A 20,166-nucleotide genomic window follows, 5' to 3' on the forward strand; every position below is an offset into this window, starting at 1 on the left:
CTATGTCTGAGGGCAATGTCGGGTCGGGTACACGAGGCCTCCACGAAGCGCCGCTGAGCAGTGCTTTTCGCCAGGCCTGGCAGCAATGGTCCCAGGACTGGAACCAGTTACCCAAGGACAGCGAGGACGAAGCGCTGGTGGAGGCGGTGGTCGAACTGTCCACGCAAATCTCCCAACGACTGTGGCGCACCGCATTCGCCAAAATCGGTGACGCCGCCACCGAGCAAGTCAAGGCGCTGGTCTATGCCTTTGTCGCGCTGGTCGATGAAACCTTGCTGTTCATGCCGTGGCCGGGCCAATCGGCCTGGCAGGAAAAACCCTTGGAGTCGAGGCTATACGCCAGCCGTCAGGCCGGTGAGCGGATACCGCTGGCGATCAAGGAATTGCTGGACGAGCAGATTCCCACCACTCGCGATCTGGCCAACGTCTATTTGCAGTGTCTGGTGCTGGGATTTCAGGGACGGCTGCGCGGCGAACCGAATCAGACTCAGCATGAAAAATGGCGCCTGGCGCTGTTCACTTTTGCCTGGCAGCACGAGGCGGATTATGCCGACGTCAGTGCCCGGCTCGAACAACCTTCGGCCGTGCCGCCGCTGCAATTGCCAGTGCGCCGTTCGTTGCCCGACGGTTTTCGCCTGGGTCTGGGGATTCTCGCCATGGTTCTGCTGCTGACCGGGTTGGGGCAGTTGTTCTGGCGTGACATTCGTCTGGAGCTCGAACCGGTGTTGCAGATGAGCGATGCCGTGTCCGCCTCGGAGCAAGACTCATGAGCACGCTGGGGATTATCGGCCTCATCATCGCCGTGCTGTTGGTGCTGGCGATTGTCGGGGTAGCGGTCTGGTGGTGGCGCACGCAAAGCGGTGCGGCGATTCGCAGTTTTTACCTGGCGGTGCGGCACATGGAGCAAGAGCAGGGCGCCCAGGACCGGTATCAGATTCCATGGCTGCTGATGCTCGGCAACGAAACCCAGGGTACGCAGTTGTGTAGCCAGTGGCGTTTGCAGCCGACGGACAAACCGGCCTGGTTCGGCCGCTGGTGGTCGGACCCTGAAGGGGCGGTATTGGTGGTGCCACAGGCGCTGTTTTTACCGGATGAAGGCATGCACCTGCAACGGGGCGGCTGGTGGCGTTTGCTGGGATTGATCCTGCGCTTGCGCAGTCAACGTCCGCTGGACGGGGTGATCTGGACGGTGCCGGTCAGTCGACTGGGCAACGTCGAGCAAGCCGCGACCCTCGGGTTGGCGGCACGTCGACGCTTCATCGATCTGTTGCAACGGTTCGGGCTGAGCCTGCCGGTGTACGTGGTCATTACTGGCATGGAAGAGTTGCCGGGGTTTCAGGAATTGATCACCGCGTTGCCGGTCGAGGCCCGCGAACGCACGCTGGGCTGGTCGTCGCCCCACGGGACCGATGCGGTCTGGCAAGCGCAATGGAGCGATCAGGCACTGGATCAGGTGACTCGGGCCTTGGCGGAATCGATCATCGAAATCGGCGCCTTGTCCGGGCAACTGAGCACAGAGCTGTATGGCTTGCCGGAACGTTTCGACGCCTTGCGGCGCCATCTGCAATCCTTGTTGGAGCCGGTTTTCCAGGGCAATGCGCAAGGTGAGGCGCCGCGTTTTCGCGGTATTTATTTCACTGCCAATCAGCCCTCGGAAGACAGCGCCGACGGGTTTTCGGCCTATGACACCGGGTTGCAGCAGAGCGCCTTTGCCCGGCAATTGTGGCAGCGGCGGGTGGTCGCTGAACGTGGTCTGGCCCAGGTGGTGCCGCGTCTGTTACGTCTGCGTCAGCGCTGGCAGCGCGTGACCGGTGGGGTGGCGCTGGTGGTCGCGGTGGTTTGGGGCGTGGGCATGCTGTGGGTCTGGCAGGATTCGGTCAAGGAGGCCCATGAACTGTCGCGCCTGCTGCAGGGGGCGCAGAAAAACTACACGGCGGTCACCGATGAATCTCATCGGCTGGAGTCGACCCGGCGCAATGTCCAGGGTTTCTGGCGGGTGCTGGAAAAGGCGCCAGGCTGGAGCTTCACCTCAGTGGTATTTCCGACCTCCTGGTTCTCTTCGCTGGATGCACAGTTGGCGAGCGAGTTGCGCCTGACCGCCCAGAGCCATTGGTTGCTGCCGTTGCACGACTTGTTGAGCGCGGAGCTGGCGCAACTCAAGACCATTCGCAACACCGAACGACGGGGCAACGTCGAAAGCGAAGATCCGGCCCAATGGCAAAACTACGTCAAGGCCAAGGATCTGGTGGAGCGCGCGGTGAATCTGGAGCAGCAGAACCAGTGGTTCAGTCAGGCGCTGAACAACCCCAAGGCCCCTCTCGAAGATCTGGTGTTGCTGAGCAACAACGCGTTGTCGCTGAACCTCAACGTCGGCACATTGCACCGCGCCGGCTTTTACAATCGGGCGTTGTTCGAGGCTGATGGCAGCGATTTGCGACCGCTGGACCTGACCGTCGAGCGCCCGCTGATCGAGGAAAATTTCCTCGGGCTCATGGAGCGCTGGCTGGACCAGTATTTCCTGGCTGACAATTTCGTGCGCCAGGCCGGTTATCTCAAGCTGCATCTGGAACGGCTGGAGGCCGGCAGTGGCAACTCCCTCACCGAGCTCGAAGATTTGCGCGCACTGGTCGATGACCTGCAAACCGTGATCGGCTTGACCAATTCGGCGTGGGGTCGCGGCAAGGGTCAGGACCTGGTGCCTGGCTACCGCGAGTTGCTGGACAACGTGCGCAAAAGCGCCTTGCTCGGACCGCAACTGGAACAACAGTTGGAAATGCAGGCGGCCAAGCTGCAACAGAGCTTTCGCGATCAATGGATCGTCCAGGCCGGCTCCCGGGACAATTTATTGATTCAGCAAGGCAGCGGGCAATTGGTCTTGCAGGAACATGTGGTGCAGCTCAACAACGCGGTGCAGGCGCTGTTCAAGCGTGACTTTGTGGCCATCGCCTTACAGGCGGATCGCTCCGAAGCCCCGAATGGGCAAGGGCAGGGCGTTGATGGCGACGACCTCGACAGTGCTCTGAACTATTTCGCCAGCTACAAGAGTTACGCCGCCGAAGAGTTGCCACGCATTCCCCCGGCGTATCGCGGCGCCTTGTTGCAAGCGGCCGAAGGCGCAGTGGTCAAGGCCATGTTGTCGAGCCTGCGCGAGCACAATGCTCAGGTCCATGGCGGCGTTTTCAATGTGCAGGCCTCCCAGGCGATTGCTTTGCAAAAAGCCTTTATCGAGGTGCGTCGCAGTGATCTGGCCACGCGCTTGCAAACTGCCTTGAACCGCCGCGCCCTGGCCGAAATCGTCAGCGGCCTCGACGAAATCGTCGCCCAGCCGCTGTTCAGCGGGCGCACCGAAATCAGCCAGTGGGACGGCTCGAAAAACCTCGGCCTGCAACTGTATGGCGCCAACGACGTGCAGGATTTGAAGCTGAGCCTCAAGCAGCAATTCAACACCATGCTCGGCATTACCGAGCGCCGCACCTCGGCGCTGGAATGGCTGAAAGTCCAGCAACAGAACCTCTCGGCGCTGGATTATGAACGCGTGACGCAGTTCAGTGCGCTCAACGACGAACTGCTCAAGTACAAGGAGCAGAACCCCGCCAGTTCGCCGGCGCAGATCGAACAATTGGTCAGTCGCGACTTCATCGAAATGGACGCCACGTCCTGCAGCCAGATCCTGCAAACCGCCAACCTGTCTGGCGGGCGCGGAACACTGGCGTTACGGGCGGTGGATCTGCAACAAACCGCCATGCAACGCTGCCAGTTCCTGCAACAGCAACAGGCAGCGGCCGCATGGAACGACCTGGCCAACTATTTCAATCAGTACCTGGCGGAGCGCTTTCCGTTTGCCAATGGCCTTCAAGCCACCGACGCTGACCCGGCCAGGGTTCAGCATTTGCTGGAGCTGATCGACAAGCGTTTGCCGGTGGCGCAAGCCGGATTGCTGCTGAGCCAGACCCCGGAACGCCTGGCAGCCGAAGACTTTCTCAATCGTCTGAAGCAAGCCAGCACCTGGCTGGGGCCGATGTTTGTACGCGACAAGAGCGGTGTGTTGGGGCTGGAGATGGACGTGCGCTGGCGCACCGATCGAGAGGAAGAGCGCGGTGCCGATCAGGTGATTGCCTGGGGCTTGAATGCCGGCAATCAACAGCTCAGCTATCCCGGCGAGCCGCAGCAGAACCTGCGCTGGATGGTTGGCCAACCGATCCGGCTGACTTTGCGTTGGGCCCGAAATGGCTACCAGCGCCCGGCCAACGATCCGTTGCAGCCGAGCCTGGTGGTGCGGGATCTGGAAGCGGGCTGGGAGTACAGCGGGCCGTGGTCGTTATTGCGCTTGATGCGCTCGCACGTGTCGGTGCAGCGCCAGCCGAACATGGACTACACGGACTTTCCGTTGACCTTGCGCCTGCCCGTGACGACGCAGGCCAGCACCACCACGGCTGAGCAAACCCTGATGTTTGTGCGCCTGTCGTTGATGACCCAGGGCTCGAAATTGCCGCTGTCCATTCAGCCCTTGCCAACCCGGGCCCCACGCTCTCCGTTCATGGTGACGCGATCGACCGCAGGCATTGAAGCCCATGACATCGAATCCCAAAAGGAGGGCCTGTGAATCAACCTTCAACGCCGTTGCCGGAACTGATCAGCCAACTGCTCGAACCGATCAGCGAGCAGGCTCCCTGTGGTCAGGATCTGCGTTATGAGCCCGAGTTCGACCGGTTGCGCGAGCTGCGCCGCGAGGACGACACCAGTTTGCCTACAGGGGTGTGGCAGTCGTCGATCAAACGCGCCCAATGGCCAGAACTGGAAAAACTGACCACCAGCCTGCTGCTCGAACGCAGCAAGGATTTGATGCTCAGCGCCTGGCTGGGTGAGGCCTGGCTGCATCAGGACGGGCTAGAAGGTTTGCCGGGCAGCCTGGCGCTGGTGGCCGGGTTATGCGAGCGCTATCCCGAGCACCTGCACCCACAGGCTGAGGACGGCGATCAGTCATGGCGGGTGATACCGCTCGAATGGCTGGCTCGACGCTACGCTGAAGTGCTGCTGACCCGAGTCCCGTTGTTCGAGCCGCGCAACAATGAATTCGATAGTTTCTGTCTGGATGCCTGGCGTCGGTTGCAGCTGCAACAGGTACAGGCCAGCGACAGTAAAACGGCCAATACCTCGGCCGAGAACGCGCGTAACGAACAGAAGAAACTGACCGAACAGATTCGCGCCACCCCGTTGTCATTCTGGTTGCGCAGCCAGGGCACGCTGCTGCTCAGCCAGCAGCACCTGCAACGCCTGGAGGTGTGGAGCGACGCTTATCTCGGCAATCAGGCCCCAGGCTTCAAAGCGTTGCAGGACGTGATTGAAGCGTTGTTGACGCTGGTTCAGGAGTTCATCGCCATGCACCCACGAAAACCGACCCCGGCGCCTGTCGAAATTCCAGCGGTGGCGGCACCGAGCCCGGCCGACGTGCCGCCCGTCATTGCGGCGCCTCAGGTGTTCAGCGAACCGGCGAATCGTGAAGAGGCGTACCGGCAATTGCTGTTGATCGCCGAGTACCTGGCGCGCACCGAACCCCATAGCCCGGTTCCCTATTTGATCAAACGAGGCGTGGAATGGGGCAACAAGCCCCTCAGTGAGCTGCTTGGAGAATTGATCAGCGCCGATGCCGAATCCCGGCGACTCTGGACGCTGTTGGGCGTCCTTTAATGAGTGTTGCGGGCGGCTGCCGACGGCGGCGGTAAAGCGATGGGGGTGAGCACCGGTTGACCGGAAAAAAATGCCGTCAGGTTTTTGCCGACCAGTTCCACGGTGCCTTGGGTGGCCTCCGGGGACAACCCGGCGACATGCGGGGTCAAAATCACGTTGGCCAGTCCCTTGAGGGCGTCCGGCACCTGGGGTTCGTTATCGAAGACATCCAGCGCGGCGCCAGCGATCCGTCGTTGTTCCAGCGCGCTGATCAGGTCAGCCGTGACGATCACGCTGGCCCGCGCGATGTTGACGATAAATCCGTTAGGCCCTAAAGCGTCGAGTACCTGCCTGTTGATCAAGTGCTGAGTGCCGAGCCCGCCGGGTGCGGCAACTATCAGAAAATCCGAATGGCGTGCCAGTTCGGTCGGCGTCGAGCAAAAGCTGTAGGGCACGTCGCTGCGATGCTGGCGGTTGTGGTAACTCACGCTCATGTCGAAGCCGTTGGCGGCACGTTTGGCGATAGCGATGCCGACGGCACCGAGGCCGAGGATGCCCAGGCGCTTGCCGGCCAGGGAAGGGCGCATGATTTTCGGCCACTCGCCCCGACGCACGGCAGCATCGGCCCGAGGAATATCGCGCACCAGTGCCAGCAGCAACGCCATGGCGTGGTCGGCGACGGAAGAGGCATTGACGCCGGCCCCATTGGTGACGGTGATACCACGGTCGGCGGCGGCTTGCAGGTCGACGTGTTCGTAACCGGCGCCGATCACGCAGATGATCTTGAGATTGGGCAGGGCGGCAATTTCGTCGGCACGCAGGCCCAATGGACCGCGCGTCAGCACCGCATCGATTTGGCTGCCCTGTCGGGCAATGGCGGCGGCGCGCTCGGCCGGGGTCGGGGCCAGGATCAAATGAAACCCCTGATGTTCGAGAATCGGCAGGTATTCATTGATGGTTTCAACCAGTACCAGAACAGTTGCGGTCATGCTGGGCTCCTGCGGGCAGCGGAAAGTCGGGGTTTGAACGTCGTTTCAGGTTGCTGACTCCAGAGCGGTTTGGCAATGGTCAGGGGCTTTGGCTCCCGGTGTCGGAGCTGGCGAAGCCTGCGATCCTTCTAATGACAACACTAGATCAGAGCGGGGCAGATGGAGAGGATTTGTTGCTATAGCGCCCGCTGCATCTGATCCGCATAACCATTGCTCAGCTAAGTCTTTGCTTCTGCTCATTAATCCCGGACAATCGCGCCCCTGTTTCGGCCAGGGCGCTGCCTGTCGGGTTTTTCCGACTCGTCCTGACCGGGTGGCAAGTGACCGGAAAGCGGAGATCCGACCGGATGAATGATCAGGCCAATAGCGTCGACGAACGCTATGTAGCGGCGACACCAGCGAGCCTAGAAAGCTGGAATCGCCATGACACCACCTGGATGCTGGGCCTGTTTGGCACGGCAATCGGGGCCGGTACCCTGTTTTTGCCGATCAACGCGGGGCTGGGCGGCTTCTGGCCGCTGCTGATCCTGGCGGTGCTGGCATTCCCCATGACGTTTTATGCCCACCGTGGCCTGACCCGCTTTGTCTTGTCCGGCCGCGAAGGCGCCGACATCACCGAAGTGGTGGAAGAACATTTCGGCATCAAGGCCGGCGCGTTGATCACGTTGCTGTATTTCTTCGCGATCTTCCCGATCCTGCTGATCTACAGCGTGGCCCTGACCAACACCGTGGGCAGTTTCCTCGAACATCAACTGCACATCATGCCGCCACCGCGCGCCGTGCTGTCGTTCGTATTGATTCTCGGCCTGTTGGCAGTGGTGCGTTGCGGTGAGCAGGCGATCGTCAAGGCCATGAGCCTGATGGTCTATCCGTTCATCGTCGCGCTGCTGTTCCTGGCGGTGTTTCTGATTCCGCACTGGAATGGCGGCATCCTCAGCACCGCGACCACGCTGCCTGAGTCGTCAGCGCTGCTGCACACCTTATGGCTGGCGATTCCGGTGATGGTGTTCTCGTTCAACCATTCGCCGATTATCTCGGCGTTCGCGGTGGACCAGAAGCGTCGCTACGGTGATCACGCCGAAGAGCGCAGCTCGCAGATCCTGTCCCGCGCCCACCTCTTGATGGTGGTGATGGTGCTGTTCTTCGTCTTCAGCTGCGTGCTGACCCTGTCGCCGGCGCAACTGGCCCAAGCCAAGGCGCAGAACCTGTCGATCCTGTCGTACCTGGCCAACCACTTCAGCAACCCGACCATCGCCTTCGCGGCGCCGTTGATTGCCTTTGTGGCCATTTCCAAGTCGTTCCTGGGCCACTACATCGGCGCCAGCGAAGGCTTGAAGGGCCTGATCGTCAAGAGCGGCAAGCGCCCGGCACCGAAGACCCTGGACCGCATGACTGCCGCCTTCATGCTGGTGGTCTGCTGGATCGTTGCGACCCTGAACCCGAGCATTCTCGGCATGATCGAAACCCTCGGTGGCCCGATCATCGCAGCGATCCTGTTCCTGATGCCGATGTACGCGATCCGCAAGGTTCCGGCGATGGCGCGCTTTCGTGGTCAAGCCTCTAACGTCTTCGTGACGGCGGTAGGCCTGGTGGCGATTTCGGCGTTGATCTACTCCCTGACTGCCTGAGGATAGATCCTCCAGACACGCTGAATACCGTGTGGGAGCGGGCTTGCCCGCGATGAGGCCGGCACATTCAACATCTATGTTGTCTGTAAGACCGTCATCGCGGGCAAGCCCGCTCCCACATTTGTTTTGTGTGATGCATGGATCGTGCAAATCCCTGTGGGAGCGTGGCTTGCCCGCGATGAACGATAACGCGGTCTTCCTGAAGGCATAAAAAAACGCCGCTCATCTCACGATGGGCGGCGTTTTTTATGGCGTTGTAACGTTAGGCTTGAACGACCGGGATGTTGGCGTTCGCAGCAGCTTCACGGAACTCGGCGATCTGGTCGAAGGACAGGTAGCGGTAAACGTCGGCCGCCATGCTGTCGATCTTGCCAGCGTATTCCATGTACTCCTCGACGGTCGGCAGGCGGCCCAGGATGGACGCAACGGACGCCAGTTCGGCCGAAGCCAGGTAGACGTTCGCGCCGTCACCCAGACGGTTCGGGAAGTTACGGGTCGATGTCGACACAACAGTCGAGTTCGGCTCTACACGTGCCTGGTTACCCATGCACAGCGAGCAGCCTGGCATTTCCATGCGTGCGCCGGCCTTGCCGTAGATGCCGTAGTAGCCTTCTTCGGTCAGCTGGTGCGCGTCCATTTTGGTCGGCGGCGACAGCCACAGACGGGTTGGCAGCTGCCCCTTGACCTGATCCAGCAGTTTACCGGCAGCGCGGAAGTGACCGATGTTGGTCATGCACGAACCGATGAACACTTCGTCGATCTTCTCGCCAGCAACGCTGGAGAGCAGACGGGCGTCGTCCGGATCGTTTGGCGCGCAGAGCACAGGCTCCTTGATGTCGGCCAGGTCGATTTCGATGACTTCAGCGTATTCGGCGTCAGCATCGGCCACCATCAACTCAGGGTTGGCGATCCAGGCTTCCATCGCTTGAGCACGACGTTCCAGGGTGCGCACATCACCGTAGCCTTCACCGATCATCCAGCGCAGCAGGGTGATGTTCGATTGCAGGTATTCGGTGATCGATTCTTTCGACAGCTTGATGGTGCAACCGGCAGCCGAACGTTCGGCCGAGGCGTCGGACAGCTCGAAAGCCTGTTCGATGCTCAGGTTGTCCAGGCCTTCGATTTCCAGGATGCGGCCGGAGAAGGCGTTCTTCTTGCCTTTCTTCTCGACGGTCAGCAGGCCAGCCTGAATCGCGAAGTAAGGAATGGCGTGAACCAGGTCACGCAGGGTGACGCCCGGTTGCATCTTGCCTTTGAAGCGCACCAGGATCGATTCCGGCATGTCCAGCGGCATCACGCCAGTGGCAGCGGCGAATGCGACCAGACCGGAACCGGCCGGGAACGAAATGCCCATCGGGAAACGGGTGTGGGAGTCACCACCGGTACCGACGGTGTCCGGCAGCAGCATGCGGTTCAGCCAGCTGTGGATGATGCCGTCGCCCGGACGCAGGGAAACGCCGCCGCGGGTCATGATGAAGTCAGGCAGGGTGTGGTGGGTGGTCACGTCGATCGGCTTTGGATAAGCCGCGGTGTGGCAGAACGACTGCATCACCAGATCAGCGGAGAAGCCCAGGCACGCCAGGTCTTTCAGTTCGTCACGGGTCATTGGACCGGTGGTGTCCTGGGAACCGACGGTGGTCATCTTCGGTTCGCAGTAGGTGCCTGGACGCACACCGGCTACGCCGCACGCTTTGCCGACCATTTTCTGCGCCAGGGTGAAGCCCTTGGTGCTTTCGATCGGGGCATCCGGTTTCTTGAACAGGTCGAATGCTGGCAGACCCAGTTCGGCGCGAGCCTTGTCGGTCAGGCCACGGCCGATGATCAGCGGAATACGACCGCCGGCACGGACTTCGTCCAACAGCACTGGGGTCTTCATTTCGAAGGTGGTGATGACTTCGTCGGTACCGTGCTTGCAGACTTTGCCAGCGTGCGGGTACAGGTCGATCACGTCGCCCATGTTGATGTTGGTCACATCGAATTCGATTGGCAGTGCGCCGGCATCTTCCATGGTGTTGTAGAAGATCGGAGCGATCTTGCTGCCGAAGCAGAAGCCGCCAGCACGCTTGTTCGGCACGTAAGGAACGTCGTCGCCGAAGAACCACAGCACCGAGTTGGTGGCCGATTTACGCGACGAACCGGTACCGACCACGTCACCGACGTAGGCGATCGGGAAGCCACTGTTGCGCATTTCTTCGATCTGCTTCATCGGACCGATGGAGCCTTGCACGTCCGGCACGATGCCGTCGCGAGCCATTTTCAGCATGGCCAGGGCGTGCAGCGGGATGTCTGGACGGGACCAGGCATCAGGAGCAGGGGACAGGTCGTCGGTGTTGGTTTCGCCAGTCACCTTGAACACGCGCAGGCTGATCTTGTCGGCCAGTACAGGGCGGTTCTTGAACCACTCGCCGTCGGCCCAGGATTGCAGCACGCCTTTGGCGTGAACGTTGCCGTTCTTGGCGCGTTCCGCGACGTCGTGGAAGGCATCGAACATCAGCAGGGTGTGCTTGAGTTCTTCGGCGGCCACTGGCGCCAGTTCGGCGTCGTCCAGCAGATTGACCAGCGTCACGATGTTGTAGCCGCCCTGCATGGTGCCGAGCAGTTCAACAGCGCGTTTCTTGTCGATCAGAGGGGATTTGGCTTCGCCTTTGGCGAGGGCAGAGAGGAAACCGGCCTTTACATAGGCAGCTTCGTCCACGCCTGGCGGAACGCGATTGGTGATCAGGTCAACGAGGAAGGCTTCTTCGCCAGCCGGGGGATTCTTCAGCAGCTCGACCAGGCCTGCAGTTTGTTCGGCGTTAAGCGGCTGGGGAACGATACCCAGTGCTGCGCGCTCTTCGATATGTTTGCGGTAGGCTTCAAGCACAGTTATTACCCTCATCAGTGGTCCCAAATGGGTGTCCGGGACGCTCATCCCGAAATTGCCGTACTCATGCGCTGCGTGGCGTTGTGGGCCGCTTAGCCAGAATTACCGGCAATTCCTTACAGAAGCTGCTTTCAAAGTTTTACGCCTGCAGAACGGGGAGCTGATGAGGGTTGGCGTCAGGTTTTTCACCGCTGAAAAACCCTTCGCCAACACCGCTCTGAAGGAACGACTGTGCTCGTGACGCTTTGAAAACAGCTTCTAACGGACATTGGCGCCTTAAAAGGCTGGCTGATTCTACGGCAAAAAAAAATTAAAGGTAAGTCAGGGTCTATTGAACTTTGGTGGCGAGCCGCGTTGCCGGGCCAACGTGTGCGAGGCAAGGCGCGGGCATCCGTCGCGGCCGTCACCAAAGTCCAATAGACCCTGAGGGCCTGAATTTTGAGGGGTGATGAATGTTGGACAAAGGGCTAACATGCCGACCTGTTCTGCTTTCCCGTGTTTTGCCTACCTATGCCCAATCAGACCATCAAGACCCCCTGCATCGGCCTCTGTTCCACTGTTTACGGTGATCTGGTGTGCCGTGGCTGCAAGCGTTTCCATCATGAAGTGATTCACTGGAACGGTTACAACGAGGAAGAAAAACGCGCGGTATGGCTGCGTCTTGAGCAATTGTTGTCGCAGGTGATGGCCAGCAAGGTAGAGATTTTCGATCCCGCGTTGCTGCGTCTGCAGCTGGAGCAGCGCAAGATTCGTTTTGTGCCGCATCAGTCGGAATATTGCTGGGCATACCAATTGATCGCCCGGGGGGCGCGGGTCATCAATAACCTGGAAGCCTACGGGATGGTGTTGCTGCCGGAGTTCCGCGACTGGAACCTGCCGGAATTGCGCGATGCCATTGATCGGGAATTTTTCCTGCTCTCGGAAGCGCATTACCAGCGCTACATTGCGCCGGGTTTCTTGAAAGATGCCTTCGGCGCCTAAAAGCATCGCGGGCAAGCCCGCTCCCACAGGTTCTTCATCGACCTTGTGGGAGCGGGCTTGCCCGCGATGGCGATCTACTTGACACCACAAATCTCAATGCTGGGTCACGATCTCTTCCAGATGATCCATGATCGTATCCGGCTTGAGCACCAGCACGTCGCTTTCCAGCGCATCCAGCACCACCTCCGCCGTATTACCAATCAACGCCCCCGACAACCCGGTCCGCGCCACAGTGCCGATCACCGTCACCGATGCCCCCAGTTTATGGGCCATGTACGGAATCAACACATCCGCCGGGCCTTCCTCGATGTGCAGATGGTCATCATCGATATCGAACTCGGCCTGGAACGCCTTGCACTGCTCGCGGTAACTGGCTTCGATGGTTTCCTTGAGCTGAAACGTCGGGTCGGCCGCCGAGAGCATCGGCGACGGGTGAGCGCTGATCACGTGCAAATGGGCCTTGGCCAGGCTGGCGATGTCGTAGCCATGATCGATGATGCTGGCATGCAAGGTACGGTGTTCGCCGTCGATGTTGCCGACATCGATGGCCGCCAGGATCACGCCGCCGGTCCAGGGCTTGGCGGTTTTCACCAGCAGCACCGGGGTAGGGCAATAACGCAGCAGTTTCCAGTCCGCCGGGGTCAGCAGGGCTTTTTTCAGCGGGCTGTCTGGGAAATGCTGCTTGACCACCAGTCCGCAGCCTTCGGCTTGCTGCACATCGACGATGGTTTCGTGCAGGCTTTCGTTCCAGGCCTGTTCGGTGGTGACGCTGTAACCGTCCGCCACCAGCGCAGCCTTGAGCACGCCGAGCATGCCAGCGTGGTCGTGCTTTTTATCGCAGACCAGCAGGTGCAGATGGGCCTGGGTCACGCCAGCGATCAATTTGGCCCGTTTAAGCGCCAGGCTTTCCGAGTGTTCGGGTTCGATGACCACCAGGATGCTGCGAATGGCTTGCATGATCGGGATCTCCATGAAGATAAAAAACACTGCGTTGGACAACTATAGTTGCTGGCCGGCATTCGGCGACTTGATGCATATCAACGGTTGGCGTCTGGTGGTCTGTCGGCAGGCCGGTATAATCGGCGCCCTTCGTTCTGTACCTTTTATCCGTGAGCCCCATGATCCTTCCCGAAATTCACGAGTTCCTCGGCTGCCGCACGCCCGATGGCTGGGTCCAGGCCGCGCTGGCTGATCAGGAAACCCTGCTGATCGACCACAAAAACTGCGAATTCAAGGCGGCCAGCACGGCGTTGAGCCTGATTGCCAAATATCACTCCCACGTCGATCTGATCAACCTGATGTCGCGTCTGGCCCGGGAAGAGCTGGTACACTACGAACAGGTCATGCGCCTGATGAAAAAGCGCAAGATCGGGCTGCGTCAGCTGTCCGCCGGGCGTTACGCCTCGGGGCTGCGCAAAGTGGTGCGCAGCCATGAACCGGTGAAGCTGGTGGACACCCTGGTTGTCGGCGCCTTCATCGAAGCCCGCAGCTGCGAGCGTTTCGAGGCGTTGGTGCCGCATCTGGATGAAGAACTGGGCAAGTTCTACTTCGGCCTGCTGAAAAGCGAGGCGCGGCATTTCCAGGGTTACCTGAAACTGGCCTATCAGTACGGTGACGCCAAGGACATTGCCCAGGTGATCGACAAGGTTCGTGACGCCGAGCAGGCGCTGATCGAGTCGCCGGATGTGGAGTTTCGCTTTCACAGTGGTGTGCCGGTAGCGGCGTGAAGATCAAAAGATCGCAGCCTGCGGCAGCTCCTACAGAACCGGGGTATATACACGGTCGGCGTAGGCGCTGCCGAAGGCTGCGATCTTTTGATCCGGCTTTGTCGTGAACGGGCTTAGCGGCTCAAACCCAGGCGCTCATGCCATTGGGCGATGGACTCTTCAGGCCACCTATTGCACCGTCGATCAGCGGGCTGCGTCTGGACTTCTACCCATGATGCTTTCGAACCGAGCATTACGTGCGTGTTCTCGGGTGGCACCGGCAGCGCCGTGTCGATGACCGAGGCGAATGGGTGGACAAGGTCCGGCCATTCAGGACTGAACACCCATAATCCCGAGCCGCAAACGGAACAGAAATGCCGCTCGGCGGTGCTGCGGTGGGCGCGTTTGTCACCTTTTTCCTTGAGCCGCGCATGGTAAATCGAGATGTGCTTGCGACCGCGCACCTTCAGGCTGGTGGCATCGCCAGCGATGTTGATCGCATAACCGCCACCGCCCTGGGTCTTGCGACAGATCGAGCAATAGCAGCGTTGATAAGGGTAGGGGTGGGCGCTGGTCAGGCTGAACGACACCGCGCCGCAATGGCAGGAGCCTTCGAGCTGCATGGGAACCTCCAATGAGGTTGGGATGACTCAGGACAGCCTAGACTGTCCGCGTTCCTGGACTTGAAGTTATGCTGGATGTGCCGGTGCTATCGCGCCCACATTGGATCTTCAGTGTTCACAAATAATGTGTTCGCAAAAAGTCCCCTGTGGGAGATTCTATGGTTGAGGGGAAGCCCTCAACCGGCTTTGGGTTGATATTCGCTCTGTCCTTTCAGCAGGGCGAATACGACCCGAGCCAGCTTGCGAGCCAGCATTACCAGCGCCTGAGTGGTGCTGAAACCCCGCGTTCTTTGTTCTTCGTAATACCCTTTCCAGGCTTTCGTACGGCTAGCCGACATCGCTGCATTGTGCAGAAGCCGGCGGGCCTCGGGGTCGCCGCGCTTGGTCAAACTGCGGCGAGCGTCCTTCTGTCCTGATTTCGCCACCCGTAAATCCATGCCCAGGAAGGCGATAAATGCATCCGCGTTTCTAAAATCTCCTCGCTGAAATGCAGTTATCAAGCGGGCCCCAGTCAAAAATCCAATACCCTCAACTTTCAGGCAGCGCTTCAATTGACCGAGCAAACCAGCTTCTTTGAGCTGATCGTTGATCGTCTTTTCGATCAGCGTCTCAAGCTGCTGCATGGACTTCACTTGCTCGGCAAAAGCCGCCTTGAGCAGCGGTTCATTCGACCAGCTCTGCACCAGGCCGACCCTGGCCTGGACCAAGGCTGCGCGACGGCGGAAAAGGCTCAGGAGCTGGCGGTACAGCGGTGAGGGCGGGGTCCAAGGACGCAACTCCTCGGCTTCGTTCTTCAGGTAACGAGCCAGCAGCTTGGCATCCAGGGCGTCGGTTTTGGCACGGATCTTCACGCCTTCGCGATAATGTTTGAGTTCATAGCCTCCCACCATGTAAATCGTGCAACCGGCCTCATAGGCCAGATCAGCGAAGTCCAGGTGGTAAATGTTGGTCGCCTCAATGGCAATAGCCACCGTCCCCGACAACGCCTTCAGCCACTGCTTGATGGATGTTCTGGTGTTGGGAATCTCTTCAAGAAAATCACCATCAGACTGATAAATCACCAGTTCATTCTTGGCGACATCCACACCTACGATCGGTTTTGATAGAGAGACCGGCATTGCCACAGGATTTCCTCCGGGATAAGGTTTGAGCACTTGAAGGGCTCACCCAGAGGCGCAGGCTTGTTCCTATCGTCGGTCTAGCCAGATGCATTCTTTATCGGCGCTTGGGTGAAAGGAGGAGGGGCGAAATCTCCCACGGTCTGTACTGCGTCAACAGTCAGAATCGAGCCTTGTCCCTCCTCCTCCCTTCAAGTCCTACCATACAAGCGAGCCTGCTCGCGAAGAACGATAACGCGGTCTACCGGCCGGGCACCCGCCACAAGTACCACGCCGCCACCGTCCGATAAGGGCGCCACGCCATCCCGATTTCAATCATCTGCTTACGAGTCGGCTGTACTTCCAGCCCCTTCAGCCGCCGATAACCCTCACGCACGCCAAAGTCATCGGCCGGTAAAATGTCCGGCCGCTCCAGGCTGTAGATCAGCAGCATTTCCACGGTCCAGCGACCCACCCCACGCAAGGTGATCAAGCGCTCGATCAAGGCTTCATCGTCCATGGCCAGGGCCGTGGCGTAATCCGGCACCACGCCGTCCAGAGCTGCCTGAGCGATGCCCTGAATGGTCGCGATCTTGCTGGCGGAAAACCCGCAACCACGCATCTGCTCGAAGTCGGTCGCCAGAATCTGCTCAGGCCTTGGGAAGGTGCTCGCCGGAAACAACGCCAGCAGCCGGCCGACAATCGCATCGCCGGCCTTGGCATGCAGTTGCTGATAGGCAATCGCCCGCACCAGCGATTCGTAAGGATCGCGAGCCGCATGGGGCTGATGCAGGCAGGGGCCGATGGCGCTGATGTGGCGTTGCCAGTCGGCGTCGAGGGCCGAGAGAAATTCGCTGGCCAGTTGGTAGGTGTCGGGCATGGAGCATCCTGAAGCGCGGGTGACTGCGGGGGAGATTAGCCCTCACTCCGCAGCGCCGCACTCCATTGCTTGCGGTCAAACTTTGCCGGAGGGGGGCAGCAGGGCGTTCACTTGGCCATAAGTGAAGGCCTTGAGGTCGCTGCTATCGAGTTTTCCGGTTTCCAGAAAGCTTTTGGCTACCGACGCCATGGCGCCGTAGAGGAATTCGGCGATGCTCGAGCCGGCGCTCAAACGGCGCACGCCGAGGGCTTGCAGTTCTTCCGGCGAAGGCAAACCCGCGAAACCCAGCACGTTCACCGGCAGCGTTGTGCCACGGCACAACGCTTCAATCTCATACGCCGCCGTGACGCCCGCCGCGAACAGCCCGTCAGCCCCTGCGGCCTGATACAACGCGGCCCGTTTGAGTGTTTCTGCGACGCGATCTTCGGCCGGTACCAAGCCCTTGAGATACACGTCGGTGCGAGCGTTGATAAACAACTTCACGTCCCGGCGATTGGCAACCTGGCGAGCGATTTCGATCTTGTGGGCCAGCAGCTCGGGCGGCGAAGCACCGTCCTCGATATTGATCCCCACGGCACCGGCGGCGATGACGGCGTCGATCACTTCTGCGACCCGACCCAGGTCATCGGAATAACCGGCCTCAATGTCCACGGTCAACGGCACCGTGATGACTCGGGCGATGGATTCAACGGTGGAAACGAGACGTTCAAGCGGCAAGGTATTGCCATCCGGGTAGCCGTGAACCCAAGCCACCGCCGCGCTGCTGGTGGCGACAGCCTTGCTGCCTAGCTGTTCCACCAGTCGCGCCCCGGTGGCATCGGCGACGTTGGTTAAAATCAGCAAACCGCTCTGATGCAGTTGGTGAAATTGGTTGTCGAGTGTGTCCATCGAATGTCCTTCCTTATGACTTTTTTTGAATAAACGGTGGCGTGATCAGAACGCGAGTTGCTCGGTGATTTGCACCGCGGCGCTTTCCAGCCTGAGCAGAAACGCCTTGCGCGGCTGTCCTCCACCATAGCCGGTCAACGAGCCGTCTGCACCGATCACCCGGTGACAGGGCAGGATAATCGCCAAGCGGTTTTGTCCGTTGGCCAGGCCCACGGCGCGACTGGCGCCGGGGTTGCCCAGTTGCGCGGCGATAGCGCCATAAGTCGTGGTCTTGCCGTACGGAATCTTCATCAGCTCGGCCCACACCTGTCGGGCGAAAGCGCTGCCGGGCAGGTACAGTGGCACGTTGAATTCTGTCCGTTTGCCAGCGAAATATTGCGCCAGTTCTTCTTCGATCTGCTGCAAATGCCCGTTGTGACCGGGTGCCACGGCGTAGCCATAACGGCTCTGCAGTTCTTCGATTTCCTTGGTCAATGCCGGTCGATCGAGAAACTCCAGCAGCACCAGCCCACGCTGTTCGGCCATGGCGATCATTGGCCCCAGCGGCGTGGTCAGTCGAGTGAACAGCAGTGGCTCGCTGTGGGCAGCGCGGCCGGGCGTGATATGGAACGACTTTTGAAACGCATCGCGAAAGCCGCTCAGGGATTCGTAGCCGGAGTCGAACGCGGCGTTGTCGATGGATGCGCCCTGTTTGATGCCACCCAGGGCGATGCCCAGGCGCCGGCTGCGCAGCCAGGCGTGAAAGGTCATGCCGAAATGCTGCTTGAACCAGCGGCGCAGTTTCAGCGGCTCGATGCCCTCGGCCAGCAACTGGGCATCGGTCCAGCGCAGATCGGGGTCGGCGTCCACGGATTTGAGCAGCCGCTGCACCCAGTCCGGCGCGATGGCCGCGGCGTCCAGTGGCTTGCAACGCAGGCAGGCCCGATAGCCCGTCGACATCGCCTCATCGGCATGGGCGAAAAACTCAACGTTTTCCGGCTTCGGTTTGCGCGCCGTACAGCCGGGGCGGCAGAAAATGCCAGTGGTTTTGACCGCGGTAAAGAACACCCCCTCATAGGCGGTGTCGCGTTCGAGCATGGCGCGAACCATCTCGGCGTGGGGCGGAAGCACAGCGTTTTGTAGGTTCATGGGCTGAGCATATGCTGCGTCGCCCGGCGCCTCCACCGGAAAATCGACAGTGAATTTTTGTGGCCCTGCGCTACAGTCATCGGGTCACCGGTCATGCTGTAAACGATATTTTCAGGAATCATCCTATGCAACCGTTCACGATCAAACACATCGATCACATCGTCCTGCGCGTCAAGGATCTCGAACGAAGTATCATTTTTTACGGCGAGGTATTCGGCGCCGAACTGGTCAAGCGCCGTGACGATCTGGGCCTGGTGCATTTGCGTGCGGGCACCTCGATGATCGACCTGGTCGACATCCAGGGCGAACTCGGCCGCAAGGGCGGTGCTGCCCCTGGCCGCGAACAGCGCAACGTCGATCACTTCTGCCTGCGCATTGAACCTTTCGATGAGGACGCGCTGGTCAGTCACTTGCGGTCCTTCGGCCTGACCCCCGAGAAAGCCGCCGTGCGTTTCGGCGCCGAAGGCCACGGGCTGTCGATCTATTGCTTCGATCCGGACGGCAATCAGGTCGAACTGAAAGGGCCGTCCCAAGGGTAAAGTTCAGGCCCGTTTCGCCATCAACAACACCGAGGCCGCAGCCGACAACAATCCCGCGCAGCAACGGTTGAAAATCTGCTTGCCCCGTGGTTCGGCGAACCAGCGGCGCATGTGCAGGCCCATGTAGGCGTAGGCGCTGATGGCGATCCATTCCAGCAGCAGGAACAACGCGCCGAGTACGACGAATTGCACGGCAATCGGTCGAGTCGGGTCGACGAATTGCGGCAGGAATGCGGTGAACAGCAAAATAGCCTTGGGATTACCCGCAGCCACCAGAAACTCCTGCCGCGCCAGAGCGACAATACCAATTGGTGCGGCGGTCACAAGCTGCTCGGCTTCGGGATTGGCGCGCCACAATTGCCAGGCCAGGTACAACAAGTAAGCGGCGCCGATGATCTTGATCGCATAAAACAGCCATTCCGAGGTTTGCAGCACCACCGACAACCCGGCGGCGGCCAGGGCGATCATCCCGGCAAACGCCAGCAAACGACCGACGCCGGCCACGCAGGCGCGACGATAGCCATAACGGGTAGCGTTGCTGACCGACAGTAGATTGTTCGGGCCGGGAGCCATGTTCAGGGCGAAGCAGGCCGGGAGAAACAGGGTGAGGGTGGCGAGGTCCATGACGACGGCTCCAGTAACGAGAACCGTATTTTTATCATGAGTGACGAGTGGGCCGGCCCATACAGCGGTGAACGCAAATCGCCATACACTTGTGCCGGCTTGGTTAACCAACGTACAGGGGGATCTCCTTTGTCATTCAGGTAGGAGAAAAACAGGGAACAGACCACGATTGCCCGGCATTTGCCTTGAATCGCGGTTTGTCCCTTTTAACGTAAGATCAACTGAAGATGCACGCTATTTGATCTGCACAATGACCGGACCTTCCGTCACGATCGGCGGGTTCGCGTGAATATTCGAGGCATTTTTCTGAATCCAGTCACGCGCGACTTTCAAGCTCGCATCGCTGCCGGCCTTGTCCGTGCAAACAGTCACCGCCGTACCGCCATCACCCGTATTCAGCAGTGTGTAGCTTACCAGGCCTGGCACTGTCCGCAGGGTAGTTTCGACGTCGGCCTTGCGCTCTTCCAAAAGCTCGAAAAGCTGTTTTGCTCCAGCACCCAGGTAGGTTCTTATAACCGCATACATGGTCGTCTCCTTTGGGGAAAACAGGGGG

The 20,166-nt window shown here is 60.0% G+C and carries 17 protein-coding genes; 7 read left to right on the top strand and 10 right to left on the bottom strand.

What is annotated here, in order from left to right; genetic code table 11:
- The first annotated feature begins 2 nt into the window (after positions 1-2).
- From AB7M26_RS17015 to tssA, 3 genes are read left to right on the top strand one after another with little or no spacing between them, the layout of a single operon-like run.
- The gene (locus AB7M26_RS17015) at positions 3-770 is read left to right on the top strand and encodes a DotU family type IV/VI secretion system protein (RefSeq protein WP_123495140.1); all 768 of its coding nucleotides are present in this window, start codon (positions 3-5) and stop codon (positions 768-770) included.
- A complete protein-coding gene (locus tag AB7M26_RS17020) occupies positions 767-4,603 on the top strand; it encodes a type VI secretion system protein (protein WP_123495138.1) in 3,837 nt (1,278 codons plus the stop codon). The genes AB7M26_RS17015 and AB7M26_RS17020 overlap by 4 nt, the downstream gene beginning before the upstream one ends.
- Positions 4,600-5,688, top strand: coding sequence for a type VI secretion system protein TssA (gene tssA, locus AB7M26_RS17025; RefSeq protein ID WP_123495136.1), 1,089 nt, complete (start codon positions 4,600-4,602; stop codon positions 5,686-5,688). The genes AB7M26_RS17020 and tssA overlap by 4 nt, the downstream gene beginning before the upstream one ends.
- Here the strand turns inward: tssA and AB7M26_RS17030 are convergent.
- A complete protein-coding gene (locus AB7M26_RS17030) occupies positions 5,685-6,656 on the bottom strand; it encodes a 2-hydroxyacid dehydrogenase (RefSeq protein ID WP_123495134.1) in 972 nt (323 codons plus the stop codon). The genes tssA and AB7M26_RS17030 overlap by 4 nt on opposite strands.
- Positions 6,657-7,003: 347 nt before the next feature.
- On the opposite strand from AB7M26_RS17030, the gene AB7M26_RS17035 reads away from it, so the two are divergent.
- Complete coding sequence (locus AB7M26_RS17035) at positions 7,004-8,284, top strand: serine/threonine transporter (RefSeq protein WP_123495132.1); 1,281 nt, start codon at positions 7,004-7,006, stop codon at positions 8,282-8,284.
- Between the two features lie 262 nt (positions 8,285-8,546).
- On the opposite strand, the gene acnB is transcribed toward AB7M26_RS17035, so the two are convergent.
- Complete coding sequence (gene acnB, locus AB7M26_RS17040; RefSeq protein ID WP_123495130.1) at positions 8,547-11,147, bottom strand: bifunctional aconitate hydratase 2/2-methylisocitrate dehydratase; 2,601 nt, start codon at positions 11,145-11,147, stop codon at positions 8,547-8,549.
- A 510-nt stretch (positions 11,148-11,657) separates the two neighbouring features.
- On the opposite strand from acnB, the gene AB7M26_RS17045 reads away from it, so the two are divergent.
- Complete coding sequence (locus AB7M26_RS17045) at positions 11,658-12,128, top strand: DUF1289 domain-containing protein (RefSeq protein ID WP_095635024.1); 471 nt, start codon at positions 11,658-11,660, stop codon at positions 12,126-12,128.
- Positions 12,129-12,221: 93 nt separating this feature from the next.
- Here the strand turns inward: AB7M26_RS17045 and AB7M26_RS17050 are convergent, their stop codons facing one another.
- Entirely contained in the window at positions 12,222-13,085 is an 864-nt protein-coding gene (locus tag AB7M26_RS17050; protein WP_123495129.1) for a universal stress protein, read from the bottom strand.
- Positions 13,086-13,246: 161 nt separating this feature from the next.
- Here AB7M26_RS17050 and miaE point away from each other — a divergent pair, with 161 nt between their 5' ends.
- A complete protein-coding gene (gene miaE / locus AB7M26_RS17055; RefSeq protein WP_123495128.1) occupies positions 13,247-13,855 on the top strand; it encodes a tRNA-(ms[2]io[6]A)-hydroxylase in 609 nt (202 codons plus the stop codon).
- Between the two features lie 113 nt (positions 13,856-13,968).
- On the opposite strand, the gene AB7M26_RS17060 is transcribed toward miaE, so the two are convergent.
- From AB7M26_RS17060 to AB7M26_RS17080, 5 genes are all read right to left on the bottom strand, one after another.
- Positions 13,969-14,457 carry a GFA family protein gene (locus AB7M26_RS17060; protein WP_123495126.1) on the bottom strand — a complete coding sequence of 163 codons (489 nt, stop codon included), beginning with the start codon at positions 14,455-14,457 and terminating at the stop codon, positions 13,969-13,971.
- A 176-nt stretch (positions 14,458-14,633) separates the two neighbouring features.
- Positions 14,634-15,575: an IS110 family transposase gene (locus AB7M26_RS17065; protein WP_123501455.1), complete on the bottom strand. Its 942-nt coding sequence runs from the start codon at positions 15,573-15,575 to the stop codon at positions 14,634-14,636.
- 241 nt (positions 15,576-15,816) lie between these two features.
- Complete coding sequence (locus AB7M26_RS17070) at positions 15,817-16,434, bottom strand: DNA-3-methyladenine glycosylase family protein (protein ID WP_123495125.1); 618 nt, start codon at positions 16,432-16,434, stop codon at positions 15,817-15,819.
- A 75-nt stretch (positions 16,435-16,509) separates the two neighbouring features.
- Positions 16,510-17,322 carry an isocitrate lyase/PEP mutase family protein gene (locus AB7M26_RS17075; RefSeq protein ID WP_123495124.1) on the bottom strand — a complete coding sequence of 271 codons (813 nt, stop codon included), beginning with the start codon at positions 17,320-17,322 and terminating at the stop codon, positions 16,510-16,512.
- A 45-nt stretch (positions 17,323-17,367) separates the two neighbouring features.
- Positions 17,368-18,450 carry a bifunctional transcriptional activator/DNA repair enzyme AdaA gene (locus tag AB7M26_RS17080; protein WP_429385304.1) on the bottom strand — a complete coding sequence of 361 codons (1,083 nt, stop codon included), beginning with the start codon at positions 18,448-18,450 and terminating at the stop codon, positions 17,368-17,370.
- A gap of 125 nt (positions 18,451-18,575) precedes the next feature.
- Between AB7M26_RS17080 and AB7M26_RS17085 the strand changes: the two genes are divergently transcribed.
- On the top strand, positions 18,576-18,989 hold the full coding sequence (locus tag AB7M26_RS17085; protein ID WP_123495122.1) for a VOC family protein: 414 nt from the start codon (positions 18,576-18,578) through the stop codon (positions 18,987-18,989).
- Positions 18,990-18,992: 3 nt separating this feature from the next.
- Here the strand turns inward: AB7M26_RS17085 and AB7M26_RS17090 are convergent, their stop codons facing one another.
- Positions 18,993-19,613, bottom strand: coding sequence for a LysE family translocator (locus AB7M26_RS17090; protein ID WP_123495121.1), 621 nt, complete (start codon positions 19,611-19,613; stop codon positions 18,993-18,995).
- A gap of 234 nt (positions 19,614-19,847) precedes the next feature.
- Positions 19,848-20,138, bottom strand: coding sequence for a hypothetical protein (locus AB7M26_RS17095; protein WP_123495120.1), 291 nt, complete (start codon positions 20,136-20,138; stop codon positions 19,848-19,850).
- Positions 20,139-20,166 lie beyond the last annotated feature (28 nt).

Source organism: Pseudomonas sp. F-14 TE3482 (assembly GCF_053629455.1).